Origin of the sequence: Streptomyces changanensis (assembly GCF_024600715.1) — a bacterium.
GTDB lineage: Bacteria > Actinomycetota > Actinomycetes > Streptomycetales > Streptomycetaceae > Streptomyces > Streptomyces changanensis.
Genome location: NZ_CP102332.1, coordinates 4622939 through 4643742, shown reverse-complemented (window position 1 = coordinate 4643742; position 20804 = coordinate 4622939). Strand labels below are relative to the sequence as shown.

The 20804-nt window shown below is 70.9% G+C and carries 20 protein-coding genes; 1 reads left to right on the top strand and 19 read right to left on the bottom strand.

Annotated features, from left to right (window positions below; translation table 11 throughout):
• Positions 1-120: 120 nt before the first annotated feature.
• Positions 121-1989, top strand: coding sequence for a glycoside hydrolase family 18 chitinase (locus NRO40_RS20705; RefSeq protein ID WP_058943730.1), 1869 nt, complete (start codon positions 121-123; stop codon positions 1987-1989).
• 141 nt (positions 1990-2130) lie between these two features.
• Here NRO40_RS20705 and NRO40_RS20700 read toward each other — a convergent pair whose 3' ends face one another.
• From NRO40_RS20700 to NRO40_RS20610, 19 genes are all read right to left on the bottom strand, one after another.
• Positions 2131-2577 carry a DUF2550 domain-containing protein gene (locus NRO40_RS20700; RefSeq protein WP_198549413.1) on the bottom strand — a complete coding sequence of 149 codons (447 nt, stop codon included), beginning with the start codon at positions 2575-2577 and terminating at the stop codon, positions 2131-2133.
• Between the two features lie 156 nt (positions 2578-2733).
• Entirely contained in the window at positions 2734-3108 is a 375-nt protein-coding gene (locus NRO40_RS20695; protein WP_058943728.1) for a F0F1 ATP synthase subunit epsilon, read from the bottom strand.
• 191 nt (positions 3109-3299) lie between these two features.
• On the bottom strand, positions 3300-4742 hold the full coding sequence (atpD, locus tag NRO40_RS20690) for a F0F1 ATP synthase subunit beta (RefSeq protein WP_058943727.1): 1443 nt from the start codon (positions 4740-4742) through the stop codon (positions 3300-3302).
• Complete coding sequence (locus NRO40_RS20685; RefSeq protein WP_058943726.1) at positions 4742-5659, bottom strand: F0F1 ATP synthase subunit gamma; 918 nt, start codon at positions 5657-5659, stop codon at positions 4742-4744. Before NRO40_RS20685 ends, atpD begins: the two co-directional genes overlap by 1 nt.
• A 20-nt stretch (positions 5660-5679) precedes the next feature.
• A complete protein-coding gene (gene atpA, locus NRO40_RS20680; RefSeq protein ID WP_058943725.1) occupies positions 5680-7278 on the bottom strand; it encodes a F0F1 ATP synthase subunit alpha in 1599 nt (532 codons plus the stop codon).
• A gap of 137 nt (positions 7279-7415) precedes the next feature.
• Positions 7416-8240 carry a F0F1 ATP synthase subunit delta gene (locus NRO40_RS20675; protein ID WP_058943724.1) on the bottom strand — a complete coding sequence of 275 codons (825 nt, stop codon included), beginning with the start codon at positions 8238-8240 and terminating at the stop codon, positions 7416-7418.
• On the bottom strand, positions 8237-8782 hold the full coding sequence (locus NRO40_RS20670; RefSeq protein ID WP_058943723.1) for a F0F1 ATP synthase subunit B: 546 nt from the start codon (positions 8780-8782) through the stop codon (positions 8237-8239). Before NRO40_RS20670 ends, NRO40_RS20675 begins: the two co-directional genes overlap by 4 nt.
• Positions 8783-8824: 42 nt before the next feature.
• Positions 8825-9067, bottom strand: a complete 243-nt coding sequence (gene atpE, locus NRO40_RS20665; RefSeq protein ID WP_058943722.1) for an ATP synthase F0 subunit C — start codon at positions 9065-9067, stop codon at positions 8825-8827.
• Positions 9068-9142: 75 nt separating this feature from the next.
• The gene (gene atpB / locus NRO40_RS20660) at positions 9143-9952 is read right to left on the bottom strand and encodes a F0F1 ATP synthase subunit A (protein WP_058943721.1); all 810 of its coding nucleotides are present in this window, start codon (positions 9950-9952) and stop codon (positions 9143-9145) included.
• A gap of 225 nt (positions 9953-10177) precedes the next feature.
• Complete coding sequence (locus NRO40_RS20655) at positions 10178-10615, bottom strand: hypothetical protein (protein WP_058943720.1); 438 nt, start codon at positions 10613-10615, stop codon at positions 10178-10180.
• A 261-nt stretch (positions 10616-10876) separates the two neighbouring features.
• Positions 10877-12229 carry an MraY family glycosyltransferase gene (locus tag NRO40_RS20650; protein WP_058943737.1) on the bottom strand — a complete coding sequence of 451 codons (1353 nt, stop codon included), beginning with the start codon at positions 12227-12229 and terminating at the stop codon, positions 10877-10879.
• 106 nt (positions 12230-12335) lie between these two features.
• Positions 12336-13604 (bottom strand): serine hydroxymethyltransferase, encoded by a 1269-nt coding sequence (locus NRO40_RS20645; protein WP_058943719.1) that lies wholly within the window; start codon positions 13602-13604, stop codon positions 12336-12338.
• Positions 13605-13705: 101 nt separating this feature from the next.
• Positions 13706-14344 carry an arsenate reductase/protein-tyrosine-phosphatase family protein gene (locus NRO40_RS20640; RefSeq protein ID WP_058943718.1) on the bottom strand — a complete coding sequence of 213 codons (639 nt, stop codon included), beginning with the start codon at positions 14342-14344 and terminating at the stop codon, positions 13706-13708.
• A complete protein-coding gene (locus NRO40_RS20635; protein WP_058943717.1) occupies positions 14341-14988 on the bottom strand; it encodes an L-threonylcarbamoyladenylate synthase in 648 nt (215 codons plus the stop codon). Before NRO40_RS20635 ends, NRO40_RS20640 begins: the two co-directional genes overlap by 4 nt.
• A 58-nt stretch (positions 14989-15046) precedes the next feature.
• On the bottom strand, positions 15047-15928 hold the full coding sequence (prmC, locus tag NRO40_RS20630) for a peptide chain release factor N(5)-glutamine methyltransferase (RefSeq protein ID WP_198549412.1): 882 nt from the start codon (positions 15926-15928) through the stop codon (positions 15047-15049).
• A gap of 38 nt (positions 15929-15966) precedes the next feature.
• Positions 15967-17046 carry a peptide chain release factor 1 gene (gene prfA, locus NRO40_RS20625; RefSeq protein WP_058943715.1) on the bottom strand — a complete coding sequence of 360 codons (1080 nt, stop codon included), beginning with the start codon at positions 17044-17046 and terminating at the stop codon, positions 15967-15969.
• Positions 17047-17149: 103 nt separating this feature from the next.
• Entirely contained in the window at positions 17150-17374 is a 225-nt protein-coding gene (gene rpmE / locus NRO40_RS20620; RefSeq protein WP_058943714.1) for a 50S ribosomal protein L31, read from the bottom strand.
• A gap of 265 nt (positions 17375-17639) precedes the next feature.
• Complete coding sequence (locus NRO40_RS20615) at positions 17640-18740, bottom strand: LCP family protein (RefSeq protein WP_079047300.1); 1101 nt, start codon at positions 18738-18740, stop codon at positions 17640-17642.
• A gap of 233 nt (positions 18741-18973) precedes the next feature.
• Entirely contained in the window at positions 18974-20758 is a 1785-nt protein-coding gene (locus NRO40_RS20610; protein ID WP_058943713.1) for a trypsin-like serine protease, read from the bottom strand.
• Positions 20759-20804 lie beyond the last annotated feature (46 nt).

The window sequence follows — 20804 nt, the reverse complement described above, 5'->3', positions numbered from 1 at the left end:
CCCACACTCAAGTGGTCTGGACCTATTGACGATTGGTCCAGACCTTCCTACGCTCACGGCGCGCACATTTCACGGACGCACGGACCCCCACGTTGTCCGTCCGCACCTTGAGGAGCACCGTTGAGTACGAGCACTCAAGCACTTCCGCGCAGAACGGGACTCCTGGCCAGAGCCACGGCCGGAGCCACCGCACTGCTGCTGCCCCTGGCCGCGATGGTCGGCCTCGCGACCCCCGCGCAGGCCGCCACCTCGGCGACCGCCACCTACGCCAAGGTCTCCGACTGGGGATCCGGCTTCGAGGGCAAGTGGACGGTGAAGAACACCGGTACCACCACTCTCGACTCCTGGACCGTCGAGTGGGACTTCCCCTCCGGCACGTCGGTCTCCTCCGCCTGGGACGCCTCCGTCACCAACAGCGGGACCCACTGGACCGCCAAGAACATCAGCTGGAACGGAACCCTCGCCCCCGGGGCCTCCGTCTCCTTCGGGTTCAACGGCTCCGGCACCGGCTCCCCGACCGGGTGCAAGCTGAACGGCGGCTCCTGCGACGGGACCCCGGACCAGCCCGGCGACGCGAAGCCGTCCGCGCCCGGCACCCCGACCGCCTCGGACGTCACCGACACCTCGGTGAAGCTCGCCTGGACCGCGGCGACCGACGACAAGGGCGTCAAGAACTACGACGTCCTGCGCGACGGCGCCAAGGTCGCCACGGTCACCGGCCTGTCGTTCTCCGACACCGGCCTGACCGCCGGCACCGACTACTCCTACAGCGTCCAGGCCCGTGACACCGCCGACCAGACCGGACCGGCCAGCGGCTCGGTCGCGGTCCGCACCACGGGCGGCGGCACCGACCCCGGCCCGGGCCCCGGCCCGACGGACAAGGTCAAGCTGGGCTACTTCACCAACTGGGGCGTCTACGGCCGCAACTACCACGTCAAGAACCTCGTGACGTCCGGCTCGGCCGCCAAGATCACCCACATCAACTACGCGTTCGGCAACGTCCAGGGTGGCAAGTGCACCATCGGTGACGCCTACGCCGACTACGACAAGGCGTACACCGCCGACCAGTCCGTCGACGGCAAGGCCGACACCTGGGACCAGCCGCTGCGCGGCAACTTCAACCAGCTGCGCAAGCTGAAGGCCCAGTACCCGCACATCAAGGTGCTGTGGTCGTTCGGCGGCTGGACCTGGTCCGGCGGCTTCGGCCAGGCCGTGCAGAACCCGGCCGCGTTCGCCCAGTCCTGCTACGACCTGGTGGAGGACCCGCGCTGGGCCGACGTCTTCGACGGCATCGACCTGGACTGGGAGTACCCCAACGCCTGCGGCCTGACCTGCGACACCAGCGGCCCGGCCGCCTTCACCAACATGATGAAGGCCATGCGGGCCAAGTTCGGCGCGAAGAACCTGGTCACCGCCGCCATCACCGCGGACGCCTCCCCCGGCGGCAAGATCGACGCCGCGGACTACGGTCCGGCCGCCGCGTACACCGACTGGTACAACGTGATGACGTACGACTTCTTCGGCGCCTGGGCGGCGAAGGGTCCGACGGCCCCGCACTCCCCGCTCACCTCGTACCCGGGCATCCCGCAGGCCGGCTTCAACTCCGCCGAGGCCATCGCCAAGCTGAAGGCGAAGGGCGTGCCGTCCGCGAAGCTGCTGCTCGGCATCGGCTTCTACGGCCGCGGCTGGACCGGCGTCACCCAGAAGGAGCCGGGCGGCACGGCGACGGGCCCGGCGGCCGGCACCTACGAGCAGGGCATCGAGGACTACAAGGTCCTGAAGAACACCTGCCCGGCGAACGGCACCGTGGCCGGCACGGCGTACGCCCACTGCGGCACCAACTGGTGGAGCTACGACACCCCGGCGACCGTCCAGTCCAAGATGAGCTGGGCCAAGGGCCAGGGGCTCGGTGGAGCGTTCTTCTGGGAGTTCAGCGGCGACACCGCCAACGGTGAGCTGGCGAACGCCATCCACACCGGCCTCCGGTAACACCACCGCACCACCGGCACCACCCCGCACGAAAACGGTCGAGCCGCACCCGAGGGTGCGGCTCGACCCGTGTGTACGGGGTGGGTGCCACGCGGCGGTACGGACGGTACGGGCGTCCCGCACGGCGGTACGGGCGGGCCGCTACGCCACGTTCACCCGTTGGCCCGGGGGCGCCGCCTCCAGCCAGGCGAGGAAGCCGGTGAGGGCGTCCTCGCTCATGGCGAGCTCCAGGCGCGTGTCCCGGTGCAGACAGCCGAGGACGACGGAGTCCGACAGGAGCGCCAGCTCCTCCTCGCCCTCCGGCAGGCGTCGGTGCAGGACCTCGATGGCGGCCCGCTCCAGGACGCGGCGGGGACGGGGGGCGTAGGAGAAGACGCGGAACCAGGCGATCCGGTCGCCGCTGTACCGGGCGACCCCGTACACCCACCCCTTGCCGGAGGTGTCGGTCTCCTCGGGGACGTTCCAGCGCAGGCTGCAGTCGAAGGTGCCGCCGGAGCGCTGGATGAGCCGCCGGCGCAGGCCGAAGACGAAGAGCCCGATCACCACCAGTGCGACGACCAGTGCGCTCACCAGCAGAGCGAGGAACATCTCCACCGACCTCCTCGCCTCGTCCTGTAACCGAATACGACCTGCATCCGCATCGCCTCAGCCGCGGCCCGGTCTGGATGGTCCAGCCGGGGCCGCGGCTGAGGGGCCGGGCCACCCCCTGGAGGGCGCCCGGCGAGGTACATCAGTGGCGGTGCGCTAGCGCGCCGCCACCGCGCGCAGCCGGATCTCGGCGCGCCGCTCGGCAGCGGCGTCCGACTCCGCCTTCGCACGCTCCAGCGCACGCTCGGCACGCTGGGTGTCGATCTCGTCCGCCAGCTCGGCGATCTCCGCGAGCAGCGACAGCTTGTTGTCCGCGAACGACAGGAAACCGCCGTGCACCGCGGCGACGACCGTTCCACCATCACTCGTACGGATGGTCACCGGGCCCGACTCCAGCACACCGAGCAGCGGCTGGTGGCCGGGCATGACGCCGATGTCGCCGGAGGTGGTGCGCGCGATGACCAGGGTGGCCCCGCCGGACCAGACATTCCGGTCAGCGGCGACCAGCTCGACGTGCAGCTCAGCAGCCAAGGGTGGCTCCTCGGGTCACCACCCGGCGGGTTCTGCCGGGTGTTGGGTCATAAGTCTAGTAGGGGTGCCGGCGCGAAACGCCGGGGACCCGCGCCCGGCCGGGGACGGCCGGGGATGTCCGGGGGTCTCCCCCCGGGGCTGTGCAGCGGGAGGGGGCGGGACGCGCCCACCCCCTCCCACGGCCACGAGGGTCAGGAGACGCCGAGTTCCTTGGCGTTCTTCTTGAGGTCCTCGAGGCCACCGCACATGAAGAAGGCCTGCTCGGGGAAGTGGTCGTACTCACCGTCGCAGATCGCGTTGAACGCGGCGATCGACTCGTCGAGCGGCACGTCCGAACCGTCCACGCCGGTGAACTGCTTCGCCGCGTGGGTGTTCTGGGACAGGAAGCGCTCGACGCGACGGGCACGGTGGACGACCAGCTTGTCCTCCTCGCCCAGCTCGTCGATACCGAGGATCGCGATGATGTCCTGGAGGTCCTTGTACTTCTGCAGGATGCCCTTGACGCGCATGGCGGCGTCGTAGTGCTCCTGCGCGATGTAGCGCGGGTCCAGGATCCGGGACGTGGAGTCCAGCGGGTCCACGGCCGGGTAGATGCCCTTCTCGGAGATCGGACGGGAGAGAACCGTCGTCGCGTCGAGGTGGGCGAAGGTGGTGGCCGGCGCCGGGTCGGTCAGGTCGTCCGCGGGGACGTAGATCGCCTGCATCGAGGTGATCGAGTGACCGCGGGTCGACGTGATGCGCTCCTGGAGGAGACCCATCTCGTCGGCCAGGTTCGGCTGGTAACCCACCGCGGACGGCATGCGGCCGAGCAGGGTGGACACCTCGGAACCGGCCTGGGTGAACCGGAAGATGTTGTCGATGAAGAAGAGCACGTCCTGCTTCTGGACGTCGCGGAAGTACTCCGCCATCGTCAGACCGGCCAGGGCGACGCGCAGACGGGTGCCCGGGGGCTCGTCCATCTGTCCGAAGACCAGGGCGGTCTTGTCCAGGACGCCGGACTCCTCCATCTCCGCGATGAGGTCGTTGCCCTCGCGGGTGCGCTCACCGACGCCCGCGAAGACGGAGACGCCCTCGTGGAGGTTGGCGACACGCATGATCATTTCCTGGATCAGCACGGTCTTGCCGACACCGGCACCACCGAACAGACCGATCTTTCCACCCTTGACGTACGGGGTGAGGAGGTCGACGACCTTCAGACCGGTCTCGAACATCTCCGTCTTCGACTCGAGCTGGTCGAAGGCGGGGGCCTTGCGGTGGATCGGCCAGCGCTCACCGACGTTGGCGTTCTCCTCGGGGTGGTTCAGCACCTCGCCGAGGGTGTTGAACACCTTGCCCTTGGTGAAGTCGCCGACCGGCACGGAGATGCCCGCGCCCGTGTCGGTGACCGCGGCCTGGCGGACCAGGCCGTCGGTCGGCTGCATCGAGATGGTGCGGACCAGGCCGTCACCCAGGTGCTGGGCGACCTCCAGGGTCAGCGTCTTCTTCGCGCCGTCCTGGGCCGGGTCGGCCACCTCGACGTGCAGCGCGTTGTAGATCTCCGGCATCGCGTCGACGGGGAACTCCACGTCGACGACCGGGCCGATGACCCGGGCGACGCGGCCCGTGGCGGCGGCCGTCTCAACAGTGGTCGTCATTACTTGTCACTCCCCGCGGTCGCGTCGGCCAGGGCGCTGGCGCCACCGACGATCTCGCTGATTTCCTGGGTGATTTCGGCCTGGCGGGCCGCGTTGGCAAGGCGCGAGAGCGAGTTGATCAGGTCTCCCGCGTTGTCGGTGGCCGACTTCATCGCCCGGCGGCGGGCCGCGTGCTCGGAAGCGGCGGCCTGCAGCAGGGCGTTGTAGACCCGGCTCTCGACGTAGCGCGGCAGCAGGGCGTCGAGGACGTCCTCCGCCGACGGCTCGAAGTCGAACAGGGGAAGGATCTCGCCCTTGCCCCCGGTCTCCTCCGCGGCCTTCTCGAGGCTGAGCGGCAGCATCCGGTTGTCCACCGGCGTCTGCGTCATCATCGACACGAACTCCGTGAAGACGATGTGCAGCTCGTCGACACCGCCCTGCGCGGTGTCCTGCTGGACCGCCGCGATGAGCGGGGCGGCCACCGACTTGGCGTCCGCGTAGGTGGGATTGTCGGTAAAGCCGGTCCAGGATTCCGCGACCTTGCGCTCACGGAAGCCGTAGTAGGCGACACCCTTGCGGCCGACGATGTAGGCGTCGACCTCCTTGCCCTCGCCGCGCAGCCGCTCGGTGAGCCGGTCGGCCTGCTTGATGGCGTTGGAGGAGTAGCCGCCGGCCAGACCGCGGTCGCTCGTGATGAGCAGGACCGCGGCACGGGTCGGGGTGTCCGCCTCCGTGGTGAGGGGGTGGTTGGTGTTCGACCCGGTCGCCACCGCCGTGACCGCGCGGGTGAGCTCGGTCGCGTACGGCGTGGAGGCCGCCACCTTGCGCTGCGCCTTGACGATGCGCGAGGCGGCGATCATCTCCATCGCCTTGGTGATCTTCTTCGTCGCGGTGACGGACCGGATGCGACGCTTGTAGACCCGGAGCTGCGCTCCCATGGATCAGGTCCCTTCCGTCGTCACTTGGAAACGTTGACGGCGGCCGGGGCGTCCTCGCCGAGCAGCTTGCCGTCGAAGGTCTCGAACTGCTTCTTGAAGTCGGTGATGCACTCCGCGACCTTGTCGAGCGTGTCGTCGGACATCTTCCCGCCCTCGCGGATCGACGTCATGAGCGACTTGTGCTCGCGGTGCAGGAAGTCCAGCAGCTCCGTCTCGAAGCGGCGGATGTCCTGGACCGGGACGTCGTCCATCTTGCCGGTGGTGCCGGCCCAGACGGAGACGACCTGGTTCTCGGTCGACATCGGCTGGTACTGCGGCTGCTTCAGCAGCTCGACCATGCGCTTGCCGCGCTCCAGGGCCGACTTCGACGCGGCGTCCAGGTCGGAACCGAAGGCGGCGAACGCCTCCAGCTCACGGAACTGGGCCAGGTCGACGCGGAGGCGCCCGGAGACCTGCTTCATGGCCTTGTGCTGGGCGGAGCCACCGACACGCGACACGGAGATACCGACGTTCAGGGCCGGGCGCTGACCGGCGTTGAACAGGTCGGACTCCAGGAAGCACTGGCCGTCGGTGATGGAGATGACGTTGGTCGGGATGAACGCCGAGACGTCGTTGGCCTTGGTCTCGACGATCGGCAGACCGGTCATCGAACCGGCACCCATCTCGTCGGAGAGCTTGGCGCAGCGCTCCAGGAGGCGGGAGTGCAGGTAGAAGACGTCACCCGGGTAGGCCTCGCGGCCCGGCGGGCGGCGCAGCAGCAGCGACACGGCGCGGTAGGCGTCGGCCTGCTTCGACAGGTCGTCGAAGATGATGAGGACGTGCTTGCCCTCGTACATCCACTGCTGACCGATGGCGGAGCCGGTGTAGGGCGCCAGGTACTTGAAGCCGGCCGGGTCGGACGCCGGGGCGGCGACGATGGTCGTGTACTCCAGGGCACCGGCCTCCTCCAGCGCGCCGCGGACGGACGCGATGGTGGAGCCCTTCTGGCCGATGGCGACGTAGATGCAGCGGACCTGCTTCTTCGGGTCGCCCGTGCGCCAGTTGTCACGCTGGTTGATGATCGTGTCGACGGCCAGGGCGGTCTTGCCCGTCTGGCGGTCGCCGATGATCAGCTGACGCTGACCACGGCCGATCGGGGTCATGGCGTCGACGGCCTTGTACCCGGTCTCCATCGGCTCGTGCACCGACTTGCGCTGCATGACCGTGGGGGCCTGCAGCTCGAGGGCGCGGCGGCCGGACGTCTCGATCTCGCCGAGGCCGTCGATCGGGTTGCCGAGCGGGTCGACGACGCGACCCAGGTAGCCCTCGCCGACGGCGACGGACAGGACCTCGCCCGTGCGCTGGACCGACTGGCCCTCCTCGATGCCGCTGAACTCGCCGAGGACAATGGCACCGATCTCGCGCTCCTCGAGGTTGAGGGCGAGGCCGAGGGTGCCGTCCTCGAACTTCAGCAGTTCGTTGGCCATGGTCGAGGGCAGGCCCTCCACCTTCGCGATGCCGTCGCCGGCAACGCTGACCGTACCGACCTCCTCGCGCGAGGCCGCGTCCGGCTTGTACGACTGGACAAAGTTCTCCAGCGCGTCCCGGATCTCCTCCGGCCGGATCGTGAGCTCCGCCATCTGGGTTCCCTGCTCTCCTTGTTGGGCCCGAAGTCTTTTGGGGGATCTGGGGGCTCCCCCCAGAACTTCTGCATCCTGTGCACGGCCCAACCGGGCCGTAGGTAACGCTTCTTCTCTGTGGTGACCTGGTCGGTCGGTCAGCCGGCCAGCCGCCGCGACGCCTCGTCGAGGCGGGTGGCGACCGTGCCGTTGATGAGCTCGTCACCGATCCGCACCGAGATCCCGCCGAGGACCGTGGGGTCCACGTCGAGGTTCAGGTGCATCTGCCGGCCGTACAGCTGCGCCAGCGCGGCGCCGAGGCGCAGCTTCTGCTGGTCGGTGAGCGGTACCGCCGAGGTGACGACAGCGACCATCCGGTCCCGCCGCGCCGCGGCGAGCTTGGACAGGGACTCCAGTCCCCCCTCCAGGCTACGTCCCCGCGGCAGCGTGACCAGGCGGACGACCAGCCGCTCGGTCGTCGCGCTGGCCCGGCCGCCGAGGAGGCGGGCCAGCAGCTCGCCCTTCGCGGTGGCCGTGGCGCTCCGGTCGGTGAGGGCCGAGCGCAGCGCCGGGCTGGCCGCGGTGATGCGGCCGAACCGGAACAGCTCGTCCTCGACGCCGTCGAGGGCACCGGCCTTCTGCGCGGCGATGAGGTCCGCCGTGTTCGCCAGCTCCTCGATCGCGTCGACCAGGTCGCGCGACCGGGACCAGCGGGAGCGGACCATGCCGGCCACCAGGTCCGTGACCTCGCCGCCCACCTGACCGCCGAGCAGTCGGGTCGCCAGGTCGGCCTTGGCCTCGCCGGACTGCGCCGGGTCGGTCAGGACCCGACGCAGCGACACCTCGCGGTCGAGCAGCGCGGTGACGGCGGCCAGCTCGTCGGCGAGCTTCGTCGCGTCGACCGACGTGCTGTCGGTCAGCGCGTCGAGACGCTCACGCGCGGCAGCCAGCGCCTCGCGGCTCGCTCCGTGCGGCGACGTCATCGGGCTGCCTCGGCCTTCTCCTCGAGCTCGTCGAGGAAGCGGTCGATGGTGCGGCTCTGGCGGGCGACGTCCTCGAGGGACTCGCCGACCAGCTTGCCGGCCAGGTCGGTCGCGAGCTTGCCGACGTCCTGGCGCAGGGCGGAAGCCGCCGCCTTGCGGTCGGCCTCGATCTGCGCGTGGCCGGTGGCGACGATCTCCTCGCGCTGGCGCTGGCCTTCCGCCTTCATCTCGGCGATGATCGCGGCGCCCTGCTCCTGTGCCTCCTGGCGCAGACGCGCGGCCTCGTGACGGGCCTCGGCGAGCTGAGCCTTGTACTGCTCAAGCACACTCTGGGCCTCGATCTGGGCCGACTCGGCCTTCTCGATCCCGCCCTCGATCGCCTCGCGGCGCTCTTCCAGAACCTTGTTGATGTTCGGGAGGAGCTTCTTGGCGAGGAAGCCGAAGACGACGGCGAAGGCGATCAGGCCGATGACGAGCTCGTCGAGATGCGGCAGAAGAGGATTCTGAGGCTCCTCCGCTGCTGCAAGGAACAGAGCGTTCACATCAGTGCCTTCCGTGAAAGGGGTCTGGGCGTTCGGTCCGGCTTACTTGTAGACGAAGCCCATGACGATGCCGATGAGGGCGAGCGCCTCACAGAAGGCGAAACCCATGATCTGGTTGGTACGGATCAGGCCGGCAGCCTCGGGCTGGCGGGCGAGGGCCTGGGTGCCGTTACCGAAGATGATGCCGACGCCGACGCCGGGGCCGATCGCGGCCAGGCCGTAGCCGATGGCGGAGACGTTTCCGGAGACAGCGTTCTCGGCGGCGAGCTGCTGGAGAGCGGACATGCCGGTTCTTCCTTCTCTTTCAATGACCCGGTGGGGGTTGGCCACCGGATGGCAGGGGGCGTGAGAGTGGACGGCTCAGTGGTGCTCGGAGAGCGCGCCCTGGATGTAGCTGGAGGCCAGGAGCACGAAGACGTACGCCTGGACGGCCTGGATGAAGAGCTCGAAGGCGGTCATCACGACGACCATGACGAACGAGGCGCCGGCGTAGACGAAGCCGAGGCCGTTCATCAGGTACCAGGTGGCCAGGGAGAACATGACGATCAGCAGGTGGCCGGCGAACATGTTCGCGAACAGTCGCACCGCGTGGGTGAAGGGCCGGATGATCAGGTTCGAGAAGAACTCGAGCAGCATGATCAGCGGCAGGATCGCGCCGAGGGACTTGTCGTAGCCGAGGATGTTCTTCCAGCCGCCGACGAAGCCGTGCTTCTTGAAGGTGAGGCCCACCCACAGCACGTACACCATCAGGGCGAGGCCGGCGGGGAACGCGATCAGCGAGGTGACCGGGAACTGCGCGAGCGGGATGATGGACCAGAGGTTCATGATCCACACGAAGAAGAACAGCGACACCATCAGCGGGACGTACTTCTCGCCGTCCTTCTTGCCGATGATCTCGTAGACGATGCCGCGGCGCACGAAGTCGTACCCGGCCTCACCGATCATCTGCATCTTGCCCGGCACGAGCTTCGGCTTGGCGAAGGCGGCCCAGAAGAACCCGATGACGACGATGGAGCTCAGGAAGGCGAGCAGCATCGGCTTGGTGAACTCGAAGCTGCCGACGGTGGCGATGGGCTCGTACAGGAAGGTGTGCAGGCCCGGCGCCGGGAAGCCACACGGTGTGAACAGGTGGCAATCGGGGTCGAAGGCAAGCGTCTGGTCAGCACTCACCGCGGGCTCCTTCAGCGTGGCGCATGGGTACGGCAACCTCGTTGTGTCGGCGCGGCACGCAGCCGCGGTTCGGCACTGGACTGGTCTTACGGATAAGGGGGCGGCGGCTGGGCGTCGAGCGTCGCGCTGGGACAGGCGTCAACTCGGATGGCCGCGCCCGCAGTGCCGCATGTGGCATCGGACGATAGCAGCATCCCGAACGGCCCTTTATCCCGGCCCTACCTCTCACGCCGCGGACCCGCTCTTCGCGGCTCCGGCGGTGTCGCCCGACGCGGGGTCGACGTAGAGGATCTTCGCCTTCATGTAGTGACGCGCCTGCGCGGTGACCCAGACGATCGTGGCTGCGAGCAGCGTGAAACCGAAGGCCTTGAAGTCGAACAGCGTGGTGTTCTTCAGCAGCGACATGACGAAGAAGAGGAGCAGCAGCTGCGCCGTGTAGAGCATCAGGCCCATGGCCTGGAACAGGTGCGGCAGGGACTTCGCGGTGCGCTGCAGGACGAGCATGCCGAGCCCCATGAAGAGCACGACCACGACCGCGCCGAGGACCGCGCCGATGACCCCCTTGCCGCCGGCCACCACACCGCTGACCACGGCGCCGACGGCACCGGTGGCGAGCGTGGGCACGGCGGCGTGCAGGAGGGTGCGTGCGTCGTTGGACGGCATGGCGGCATCTCCGCTTCACGGTGGGGGCAGTGGTGTCGTCATGGACGAGCGTAGGCCCGGTCCGAGTCGGATCTCGGCGCCACTGGGCCGTCGCACTACGGCCCTTCGGCTCTGTCGCCGGGTCTCGTGAACGGTATCACAAACTATTTGGCGAGGTCTTTACCCGATCGTGTGCTGACTCTCACACATGAGGGTGACACTGCGCGTGTGTGCACGACAAGGCGGCGGTCTGTCTGCTATTGCCCCCTCCTGGGTGTTTCGTCAACCCGGCGTTCCGGCCTTCCGCCGTTCGAGGAGGTGCGACCGGGCACCGATGGCGGTCGCGCCGTTGACCCCGGCCGGGACGCGCACGGGCTCACCCGTACCCCCCTCCCCGGGCCCGTCCGCACCGCCGGCGCCCTCGGCCGCGGCGGACGCCGGGTCCGGGTCGGAGTGCGGGGTGGTCTTGCGGCGCCGGTACCGCGGCGGGACGAACGACTCCGCCCAGCGCGGCGCCCGCGGCCTGAACCGCGGCAGGAGCAGCAGCACCAGGCCGACGGCGCTCAGCGTCACGATCGGCAGCATGATCCACATGGATGCGGAGTGCACCGAGTACGTCAGGGCGCCGAAGCCGATCAGCGCGGACCAGAAGTACATGATGAAGACGGCGCGGCTGTGGGAGTGGCCGATCTCCAGCAGCCGGTGGTGCAGGTGGCCGCGGTCGGCGGCGAACGGCGACTGGCCGTTCCACGTGCGCCGCACGATCGCCAGGACCAGGTCGGCCATCGGGATCGCGATGACCGTCAGCGGCAGCAGCAGCGGGATGAAGACCGGCAGCGCCGCGTGGGTCGCCTGCCGGGTGGAACCCTCGAAGATCTTCAGCGCGTCCGGGTCGACCTGCCCCGTGATGGAGATGGCCGACGCGGCCAGCACCAGGCCGATCAGCATCGAGCCGGAGTCGCCCATGAAGATGCGCGCCGGGTGCATGTTGTGCGGCAGGAAGCCCAGGCACATGCCCATCAGCACCGCCGCGAAGAGCGTCGCCGGGGCGGCGGCCTCGATGCCGTAGCCGAACCAGATCCGGTACGCGTAGAGGAAGAACGCCGCGGAGGCGATGCACACCATGCCGGCGGCGAGGCCGTCGAGGCCGTCGACGAAGTTCACGGCGTTGATGGTGAGCACGACCAGGGCGACCGTGAGGAGCGTGCCCTGCCACTGCGTGAGTCCGACCGTGCCGATGCCCGGGATGGGCAGCCACAGGATCGTCAGGCCCTGCATGACCATCACGCCGGCGGCGATCATCTGCCCGCCCAGCTTGATCAACGCGTCGATCTCGAACTTGTCGTCGAGGACGCCGATCAGCCAGATCAGCGCCGCGCCGGAGAGCAGGGCGCGCGGCTCGTTGGAGAGCGCGAAGACGCTGTTCAGCCGGTCCAGGTGGTCCGCGACCAGCAGGCCGGCGCACAGCCCGAAGAACATGGCGATGCCGCCGAGTCTCGGCGTCGGCTCGCGGTGCACGTCACGGGCGCGGATCTCCGGCATCGCACCGGCCGCGATGGCGAACTTCCGCACCGGACCGGTGAGGAGGTAGGTCACCGCGGCCGTGATGCAGAGCGTCAGCAGGTAATCACGCACGGGCTGCCCCACAGGAATCGCTGGCCATCTCAGCCCCACACCCTAGTCGCGCCGCCCATGTGCTGGAGGACACGTGGGGGCCGCGCACGGTTCCCGGAGCCCGCGTCTACCCCCGATACGGTGGAAAACGCCCGGCGAGTTCACGCGTCCGGGGACGTACGGCACGGGCCGCGGCGTCCGAGCCGAGGGCCTCGGCGAAGAGCGTGGCGACCGTCTCCATCTCGGCGGCGCCCATCCCCTGCGTCGTCACCGCGGCCGTGCCCAGGCGCAGGCCGCGGCCCGCGCCGTACGGCAGCGCGCACGTGTCCAGGACGATCCCGGCCACCGCGAGCCGGGTGCGCGCGGTACGGCCGTCGACGCCGAGCGGCCCCGGGTCCGCGGTCACCAGGTGCGTGTCCGTCCCCCCGGTGGTCACCGGCAGCCCGCGCAGGGCCAACTCCCCCGCCAGCACGCGGGCGTTGGCCACCACCTGGTGCGCGTACGCGGCGAAGGCCGGGGTGGCCGCCTCCCCGAAGGCGACCGCCTTGGCGGCGATGGTGTGCATCTGCGCGCCGCCCTGCGTGAACGGGAACACCGCCCGGTCGATCCGCTCGGCGAGCTCCGCCCCGCACAGCAGCATGCCGCCGCGCGGGCCCCGCAGCACCTTGTGCGTGGTGGCGCAGACGACGTCGGCGTACGGGACGGGGTTCGGCGCCGCTCCCCCCGCGACCAGCCCCATCGGGTGGGAGGCGTCCACGATGAGCGCCGCGCCGACCTCGTCGGCGATGGCGCGGAACGCGGCGTGGTCGAGGTGGCGGGGGTAGGAGATCGAGCCGCACACGACGGCCTTGGGCCGGTGGCGGCGGGCGAGGGCGCGCACCTCGTCGAGGTCGACGAGCCCGCTCTCCGCGTGGACGCCGTACGGGACGAAGTCGAACCAGCGGCCGGAGAAGTTCGTCGGCGACCCGTGCGTCAGGTGGCCGCCGTGGCCGAGCCCCATGGCGAGGACGGTGTCGCCGGGGCGCAGGAGGGCCGCGTACGCCGCGAGGACGGCGGAGGATCCCGAGTGCGGCTGCACGTTGGCGTGGTCGGCGCCGAACAGCGCCCTGGCCCGCTCGACGGCGATCCGCTCGGCGGCGTCGGCGTACTCGCACCCGCCGTGGTAGCGCCTGCCCGGGTAGCCCTCGGCGTACTTGTTGGCGAGCCGCGAGCCCAGGGCGGCGAGCACGGCGGGCGAGGTGAAGTTCTCCGCGGCGATCAGCTGGAGGCAGTCGCCCTGCCGGCGGGCCTCCCCGTCCAGGACGTCGGCGATCTGCGGGTCCTGCCGCCGCAGCGCCTCGGCGTCCGGCACCGGGGCGTCCCGCAGCGCGTCGTCGGCTCCGGCGGTGAGCGGCATCAGTGGCTCCAGGCGCTTACGGCGCTCCAGGCGCGGACGGGCCCCGTGTCCCCTCCACTGTAGGCCCGGCCGCCGCGCCCCGCCCGTGGACGGCGCGCGCCTCAGCGACGGGCCGGGACGCCCGTCAGCGCGGTGACCACCGGGTCCAGCGCCTGGTTGATCTCGTCGCCGACCGAGCGGAAGAACGTGATCGGCGCGCCGTACGGGTCGTTCACCTCGTCCGCCTCGGCGCTGGGTGCCAGCAGCCAGCCGCGCAGCGCGGCCGCCGCCTGGACCAGCGCGTGGGCGCGCGCGACCACCCCGTCGGACTCCGGGTCCGGCAGGGTCGTGGCGTCTATGGCCCGGACGAGGCGGGTGAACTCCTTCAGGGTGAAGGTGCGCAGTCCCGCGCTGTGGCCCATCGAGATGACCTGGGCGCGGTGGTCGCGCGTCGCCGTGAGGACCAGGTCGGCGCGGATGACGTGCTCGTCGATCAGCTCGCGGCCCACGAAGCCGCTCGCGTCGGCGCCGAAGTCGGCGAGGACCGTCTCGGCGTTCGCCTCCATCGGGGCGCCCTCGTGCCCCCACGTACCCGCGCTCTCCACGAGGAGCCCGCCGCCCAGGGGGTCGCCCAGGCGGTCGCACAGGGCATGCCGGGTCAGCCGCTCGGTGATCGGCGAGCGGCACACGTTGCCGGTGCTGACGTGGAGGATGCGGAACGTACTCGCCGTGCCTATGCCACGCCCCTCAGGGGCCGTCAATTGGCCACCTCGAGGTCGGGCACGACCTTGCGCAGCTCGTCCGCGGAGAGGGCGCCGGCGCGCAGCAGGACGGGCACGTCCCGCGTGACGTCGACGATGGAGGACGGGACGATGCCGGGGGTCGGGCCGCCGTCCAGGTAGACCGAGACGGAGTCGCCGAGCATGCCCTGCGCGGCGTCGCAGTCCTCGGGGGCCGGGTGGCCGGTGAGGTTGGCGGAGGAGACGGCCATGGGGCCGACCTCGGTGAGCAGCTCGATGGCCACCGGGTGCAGCGGCATCCGGATGGCGACCGTGCCGCGCGTGTCGCCGAGGTCCCACTGGAGGGACGGCTGGTGCCGGGCGACCAGCGTCAGGGCGCCCGGCCAGAACGCGTCGACGAGCTCCCACGCCTGCTCGGAGAAGTCGGTGACCAGGCCGTGCAGGGTGTTCGGCGAGCCGATGAGGACGGGCGTGGGCATGTTCCTGCCGCGGCCCTTGGCGTCCAGCAGGTCCGCGACCGCCTCCGGGCTGAAGGCGTCCGCGCCGATGCCGTAGACGGTGTCCGTCGGCAGCACGACGAGCTCGCCGCGGCGGACGGCGGACGCGGCCTCGCGCAGGCCCGTCGTGCGGTCGGTCGCGTCGTTGCAGTCGTATCGCCGTGCCATCAGCGGGCCTCCCTGTTCATGGTCACTCGGTTGTTCCCCGGCCCCGCGGTCCGCGCGGTCACGGCAGCGCCTTGCGGGCGGTCGCGAAACGGGGGCGGTTGTTGAGGTCGGGGTGGTCGGCGGCATCCGACCAGCCGGCCTCCTCGTTGAAGATCCACGGCACCTGGCCGCCCTGCGTGTCGGCGTGCTCGATGACGACGAGACCGCCCGGCCGCAGCAGCCGGTGCGCGGTGCGCTCGATCCCGCGGATGACGTCGAGGCCGTCCTCGCCGGAGAACAGGGCCATGTCGGGGTCGTGGTCGCGGGCCTCGGGCGCCACGTACTCCCACTCGGTGAGCGGGATGTACGGCGGGTTGGAGATGACCAGGTCGACCTGGCCGTCCAGCTCCGGGAGGGCCGTCAGCGCGTCGCCGTGGTGCACGGTGACCCTGCTGCCCTCGGCGTTGCGCCGGGTCCACACCAGGGCGTCCTCCGACAGCTCCACGGCGTGCACGCGGGAGCGCGGCACCTCCTGGGCCATGGCGAGCGCGATGGCGCCGGAGCCGGAGCACAGGTCGACGATGAGCGGCTCGACGACGTCCATGGCCCGTACGGCGTCTATCGCCCAGCCGACGACGGACTCGGTCTCCGGGCGCGGCACGAAGACGCCCGGGCCGACCTGGAGCTCCAGGTACCGGAAGAACGCGCGCCCGGTGATGTGCTGGAGCGGCTCGCGGGCCTCGCGGCGGGCGACGGTCTCCCAGTAGCGGGCGTCGAAGTCGGCGTCCTTGACGTTGTGGAGCTCCCCCCGCTTGACGCCGTGGACGAACGCGGCGAGCTCCTCGGCGTCGAAGCGCGGTGAGGGCACGCCGGCGTCGGCCAGCCGCTGGGTGGCCTGGGCCACCTCGGCAAGCAGCACACTGCGGGGGCTTGGGGGTCGCCCCCCAAAATGTTGCTGCACGCTGGTCCTCCGGGCTGAGCGGGTGTGCGGGTGTGGGGTTACTGGGCGGCGGCGAGCTTCGCGGCGGAGTCGGCGTCGACACACGCCTGGATCACCGCGTCGAGCTCCCCGTCGAGCACCTGGTCCAAGTTGTACGCCTTGAAGCCGACCCGGTGGTCCGAGATCCGGTTTTCCGGGAAGTTGTACGTCCGGATCTTCTCGGAACGGTCGACGGTGCGCACCTGGCTGCGGCGCGCGTCGGCGGCGTTCTTCTCGGCCTCCTCCTGCGCGGCGGCGAGCAGCCGGGACCGCAGGATGCGCATGGCCTGCTCCTTGTTCTGGAGCTGGCTCTTCTCGTTCTGGCAGGAGGCGACGATGCCGGTCGGCAGGTGTGTGATGCGGACGGCGGAGTCGGTGGTGTTGACGGACTGGCCGCCGGGCCCGGAGGACCGGTAGACGTCGATGCGCAGGTCGTTGGCGTGGATCTCGACCTCGATCTCCTCGGCCTCGGGCGTCACGAGGACGCCGGCGGCGGAGGTGTGGATGCGACCCTGCGACTCGGTGGCGGGCACGCGCTGCACGCGGTGCACCCCGCCCTCGTACTTCAGCCGCGCCCAGACGCCCTGGCCGGGCTCGGTGGCGCCGTTGCCGCCCTTGGTCTTCACGGCGACCTGGACGTCCTTGTAGCCGCCCAGCTCGGACTCGGTCGCGTCGATGATCTCGGTCTTCCAGCCGACGCGCTCGGCGTACCGCAGGTACATGCGCAGCAGGTCGCCGGCGAAGAGGGCGGACTCGTCGCCGCCCGCGCCCGCCTTGATCTCCAGGATGACGTCCTTGTCGTCGCTGGGGTCGCGCGGGACGAGCAGCAGCCGCAGCCTCTCGGTCAGCTCCTCGCGCTGCTTCTCCAGCTCCTTGACCTCGGCGACGAAGTCGGGGTCGGCGGCGGCGTACTCGCGCGCGGTCTCGATGTCCTCGCCGGTCTGCTTCCAGGAGCGGTACGTGCCGACGATCGGGGTGAGCTCGGCGTAGCGCTTGTTGAGCTTGCGGGCGTTGGCCTGGTCGGCGTGGACCGAAGGGTCGGCAAGCTTCTTCTCCAGGTCGGCGTGCTCGCCGACCAGTTCCTCGACCGCCTCGAACATCGGGTGCTCCTGGTATCGCTGAAGGGCTGCTGTGGAAGACGGCAAAGCGCCGGTCCCGGCCGCCCCGGGACGCGGGGCGGACGGAGACCGGCGCTGTGGCTCGCTACTTGGTGGAGCCGGCAGCCTTCTTGCCGAAGCGGGCCTCGAAGCGGGCCACGCGGCCACCGGTGTCGAGGATCTTCTGCTTGCCCGTGTAGAACGGGTGGCACTCGGAGCAGACCTCGGCACGGATGGCGCCGCCGTCGATCGTGCTGCGGGTGGTGAACGACGCGCCACAGGTGCAGCTGACCTGGGTCTCGACGTACTCGGGGTGGATGTCGCGCTTCAAGGTGTCTCCTAGTTTCGGGAGGGCTCCGGGTCGCAGGCGCGGGATGCGGATGCGTGAACCGGGGCCGACGTACCAGTCTGCCAGGACCGGCCGTATCTCCCAAAACCGGGGTGGGGGGCCAGGTATTCCCCGGGGCCGGCGCACCGGCCCCGACCGCCGGGACACCCCCCGGGACACCCCCTGCGGGCGGGCCCCGGCGCAGCGGCGGGCGGGCCCGGCGGAGCCACGGGCGGGCCCGGCGGAGCCACGGGCGGGCCCGGCGGAGCTACGGGCGGGCCTGGCGGACGACGTCCGCCGCCTGGCCGGTGGCGGTGTCCGCGGTGGCAGTGGCCGGGACGGGCTCGTCCTCGCGCAGGGCGTTCCACACCTGCTGGGCCTGTGCGTCGAGGGGGACGACGCGGTTGGGGTCGACCGGGTCGTACCGCACCGGAAGCGTGATCATGTGGACGTCCTCGGCGCCGAGACCGGCCAGGCCGCCCGCGAAGTCGGCGAGCTCCCTGACGGAGTCGAGCTCGCTGTCGGGGGTGATCGCGCGGGTGGCGGTGTCGGCGACGCTCCACAGCTTCTGCGGGCTGGTGAGCACGCCGACGCGCTTGACCTGCTCGATGAAGGCCTTGATGAAGGACTGCTGGAGCTGGATGCGGCCGAGGTCGCTCTGGTCGCCGACGCCCTTGCGGGTGCGGACCAGGCCGAGGGCCTGCTCGCCGTCGAGGGTGTGGGTGCCGGCGGCGAGGTCGAGGTGGCTGCTGCCGTCCCTGATGGGCCGCGTGGTGGTGACGCGGACGCCGCCGAGTTCGTCGATGAGCTCCTTGAAGCCGGTGAAGTCGACCTCGACGTAGTGGTCCATGCGGATGCCGGACAGCCGCTCGACGGTCTTCACGGCGCAGGCGGGGCCGCCGACCTCGTAGGCGGTGTTGAACATCGCGCGGTACTGGGCGGGCAGCTCGCGGCCGTCGCGGGCGGTGCACTCGGGGCGGGTGACGAGCGTGTCGCGCGGGATGGAGACGACGCTCGCCTTCTCGTGGCCCTCGTAGAGGTGGACGATCATCGCCGTGTCGGAGCGGGCGGCGCCCTCGTCGCGGCCGTACGCGGCGTTCGCGCCGGAGCGGGAGTCGGAGCCGAGGACCAGGATGTCCATGGAGCCGTCGTCGACGTCCTTCGGCCGGTCGCCGCCGAGCTGGGTGTTGATGTCGACGCTCTCGATGTTGCCGTCGAGCTGGGCGTAGGCCAGTGCGAAGCCGCCCCCGCCGAGCACCACCAGTCCCGCGAGCGACCACGCGAGCACGGTCAGCCCGCGTCTCGCTCGGGGCTCCCCGCGCCCGCGTGCGCCGTCCGGTATTCGACCGTCCGTGTCCTGCTCGCCCATGGTCTCCTCAGCTCTCCCTCGGGCCCGTCCGGCCCCCGAGGGTCGTCCTGACGGGTGACGGGCACCCGGTCAGACGGCGGAGGGCCGGAAAGGGTTGCACAGGCTCGCGTCGGCCGTCCGGGGACGCGTGTGCCCGCCGTGCGGGGGCACGGCGGGCACGGGGCGCTCCGGGCCGGTCACGGCCGCCCCGGCGGCCCGTGGGGCGCCGGGGCGGCCGTGACGGGCGGCTGCGGTCAGCCGAAGAGGTTGAACGCGTTCCAGCCGGAGCCGACCTTCACGCGGGTGCCGAACGGCGCCGTCGCGGAGCCGCGGCCGGGGTAGAACCACAGCACGCCCGCCGAGTCGCGGACCAGCAGGTCGGCCCTGCCGTCGCCGCTCATGTCGCCGGTGCCGACGTACGCGGTGAAGTTCCAGCCGCTCGTGCCGGCGAGGACGCGGGCGGTGAACGGCGCCGAGGCGGTGCCGCGACCCGGGTACAGCCACAGACGGCCGGAGGTGTCGCGGGCCAGCATGTCGGCCTTGCCGTCACCGGTGTAGTCGCCCTTGCCGGTGATCGTCATGACGCCCCAGCCGGAGCCCACGCTGACGCGGGCGCCGAACCGGCCGTTGCCCAGGCCCGGGTAGAGCCACAGGTAGCCCTGGGTGTCCTGCGCGACCAGGTCGGGCAGGCCGTCACCGGAGAGGTCCCCGGGGAGGAGGACGTTCTTCATCGCGCCCCAGCCGGAGCCGATGGTGTACTCGGTGTAGCCGTCGTCGCCGTTGAAGTCGATGCCCTTCAGGACGCCGCCCGTGGTGCGGTACAGGTAGCCCTGGTAGCCGTCCCGGTTGAGGTCGGCCTGGCGGACCAGATTGTAGGCGCTGAAGTCGCCGAGGGAGACCCGGCCTCCCAGGGTGGTGCCGCGGGAGTAGTACTGCCACCCCTCGCCGCCGCTGGTGCGGGCGAAGAGGTCGGCGCGGCCGTCGAAGTCGAGGTCCGTGTCGTCGATCCGCGCGTTGACCTGGCCGACGTACGTGCTGGACTTCGCGTAGACGCTGTAGGCGCCCGACGCGACGCAGTCCTGGACGCCCCACGAGACGACGCCGGCCACGCGGCCGCCGACGACGAGCGGGCCGCCGGAGTCGCCGTTGCACGGGGAGACCGTGCCGGCGTCCTGGCCGGTGGCGGGGTTGCCCGCGCAGGCCATCTGGCCCGCGACGAACTCGCCGCCGTAGTACGACGTGCAGGAGGCGTCGGACCGCATCGGGACGACGGCCTTCTTCAGCGTCTGCGAGCCGTCCTGGCTGGTGGAGCTGGTGCGGCCCCAGCCGTAGACGGTGGCGGAGGTGCCTTCCTTGTACGACGCCGTGTCGCCGCTCTGCGTGAGCTGGAGCGTCTTGTACGGCATCGCCTCGAAGAGGGTGAGCACGGCGACGTCGCCGCCGGTCAGGGAGGCGTCGTCGTACGTGGGGCTCATCCACTGGCGCTCGACGCCCGTGATGCGGCCGCCGTGCAGGTCCAGGCCGTCGGCCGTGGCCGTGGCCATCTCGCCGGTGCCGGCGATGACCGCGCCGTTCGTCGCCCAGTCCAGGCCGTACACGCAGTGCGCGGCGGTGAGGACCTTGTTGGGGGCGACCAGGGAGCCGCCGCAGAAGAAGCCCTCGTCGTCGTCCTCGGTCGCCGTGCCCTTGTCGTCGAAGTAGTGCAGCTGCACCATCCACGGGGCCTCGGTGATGGTGGCCTGGCTGCCACCGATGATGTACGACTCCTTGACGCCGGAGCCGCCGTCCTGCGCGGGCTCCTGCTTCCGCTCGGGGGCGGTGTCGGCCTCGCCGTCCTTGAGGTCGGCGATCGAGCCCTCGACGCGACCCAGCAGGTCGGCCTCGGAGGGGCCCTCGGCGCTCCGGGCGGTCGGCTTGGCCGGCCGGGGGGTCACGTCGGACGCCTGGGCGGGCGCGGCACCGAGCAGCGCGCCGCCGAGGGCGAGCGCGGCGGCGGCCGCGGGGAGGGCGGTACGCGCCCTCCGCTGGGCAGATGTCACTCAGAACTCCTCTCGAGTGTGCAGGGAGGAGCCGAGTCACCGAAAA

Bases quoted from the DNA above. Each gene is read 5' to 3' on its own strand.
- NRO40_RS20700 (WP_198549413.1), bottom strand. From the start codon at position 2,577: ATGTTCCTCGCTCTGCTGGTGAGCGCACTGGTCGTCGCACTGGTGGTG.
- atpD (WP_058943727.1), bottom strand. From the start codon at position 4,742: ATGACGACCACTGTTGAGACGGCCGCCGCCACGGGCCGCGTCGCCCGG.
- NRO40_RS20685 (WP_058943726.1), bottom strand. From the start codon at position 5,659: ATGGGAGCGCAGCTCCGGGTCTACAAGCGTCGCATCCGGTCCGTCACC.
- atpA (WP_058943725.1), bottom strand. From the start codon at position 7,278: ATGGCGGAGCTCACGATCCGGCCGGAGGAGATCCGGGACGCGCTGGAG.
- NRO40_RS20675 (WP_058943724.1), bottom strand. From the start codon at position 8,240: ATGACGTCGCCGCACGGAGCGAGCCGCGAGGCGCTGGCTGCCGCGCGT.
- atpE (WP_058943722.1), bottom strand. From the start codon at position 9,067: ATGTCCGCTCTCCAGCAGCTCGCCGCCGAGAACGCTGTCTCCGGAAAC.
- NRO40_RS20655 (WP_058943720.1), bottom strand. From the start codon at position 10,615: ATGCCGTCCAACGACGCACGCACCCTCCTGCACGCCGCCGTGCCCACG.
- NRO40_RS20645 (WP_058943719.1), bottom strand. From the start codon at position 13,604: ATGCCGCTCACCGCCGGAGCCGACGACGCGCTGCGGGACGCCCCGGTG.
- NRO40_RS20635 (WP_058943717.1), bottom strand. From the start codon at position 14,988: ATGGCACGGCGATACGACTGCAACGACGCGACCGACCGCACGACGGGC.
- prfA (WP_058943715.1), bottom strand. From the start codon at position 17,046: ATGTTCGAGGCGGTCGAGGAACTGGTCGGCGAGCACGCCGACCTGGAG.
- NRO40_RS20615 (WP_079047300.1), bottom strand. From the start codon at position 18,740: ATGGGCGAGCAGGACACGGACGGTCGAATACCGGACGGCGCACGCGGG.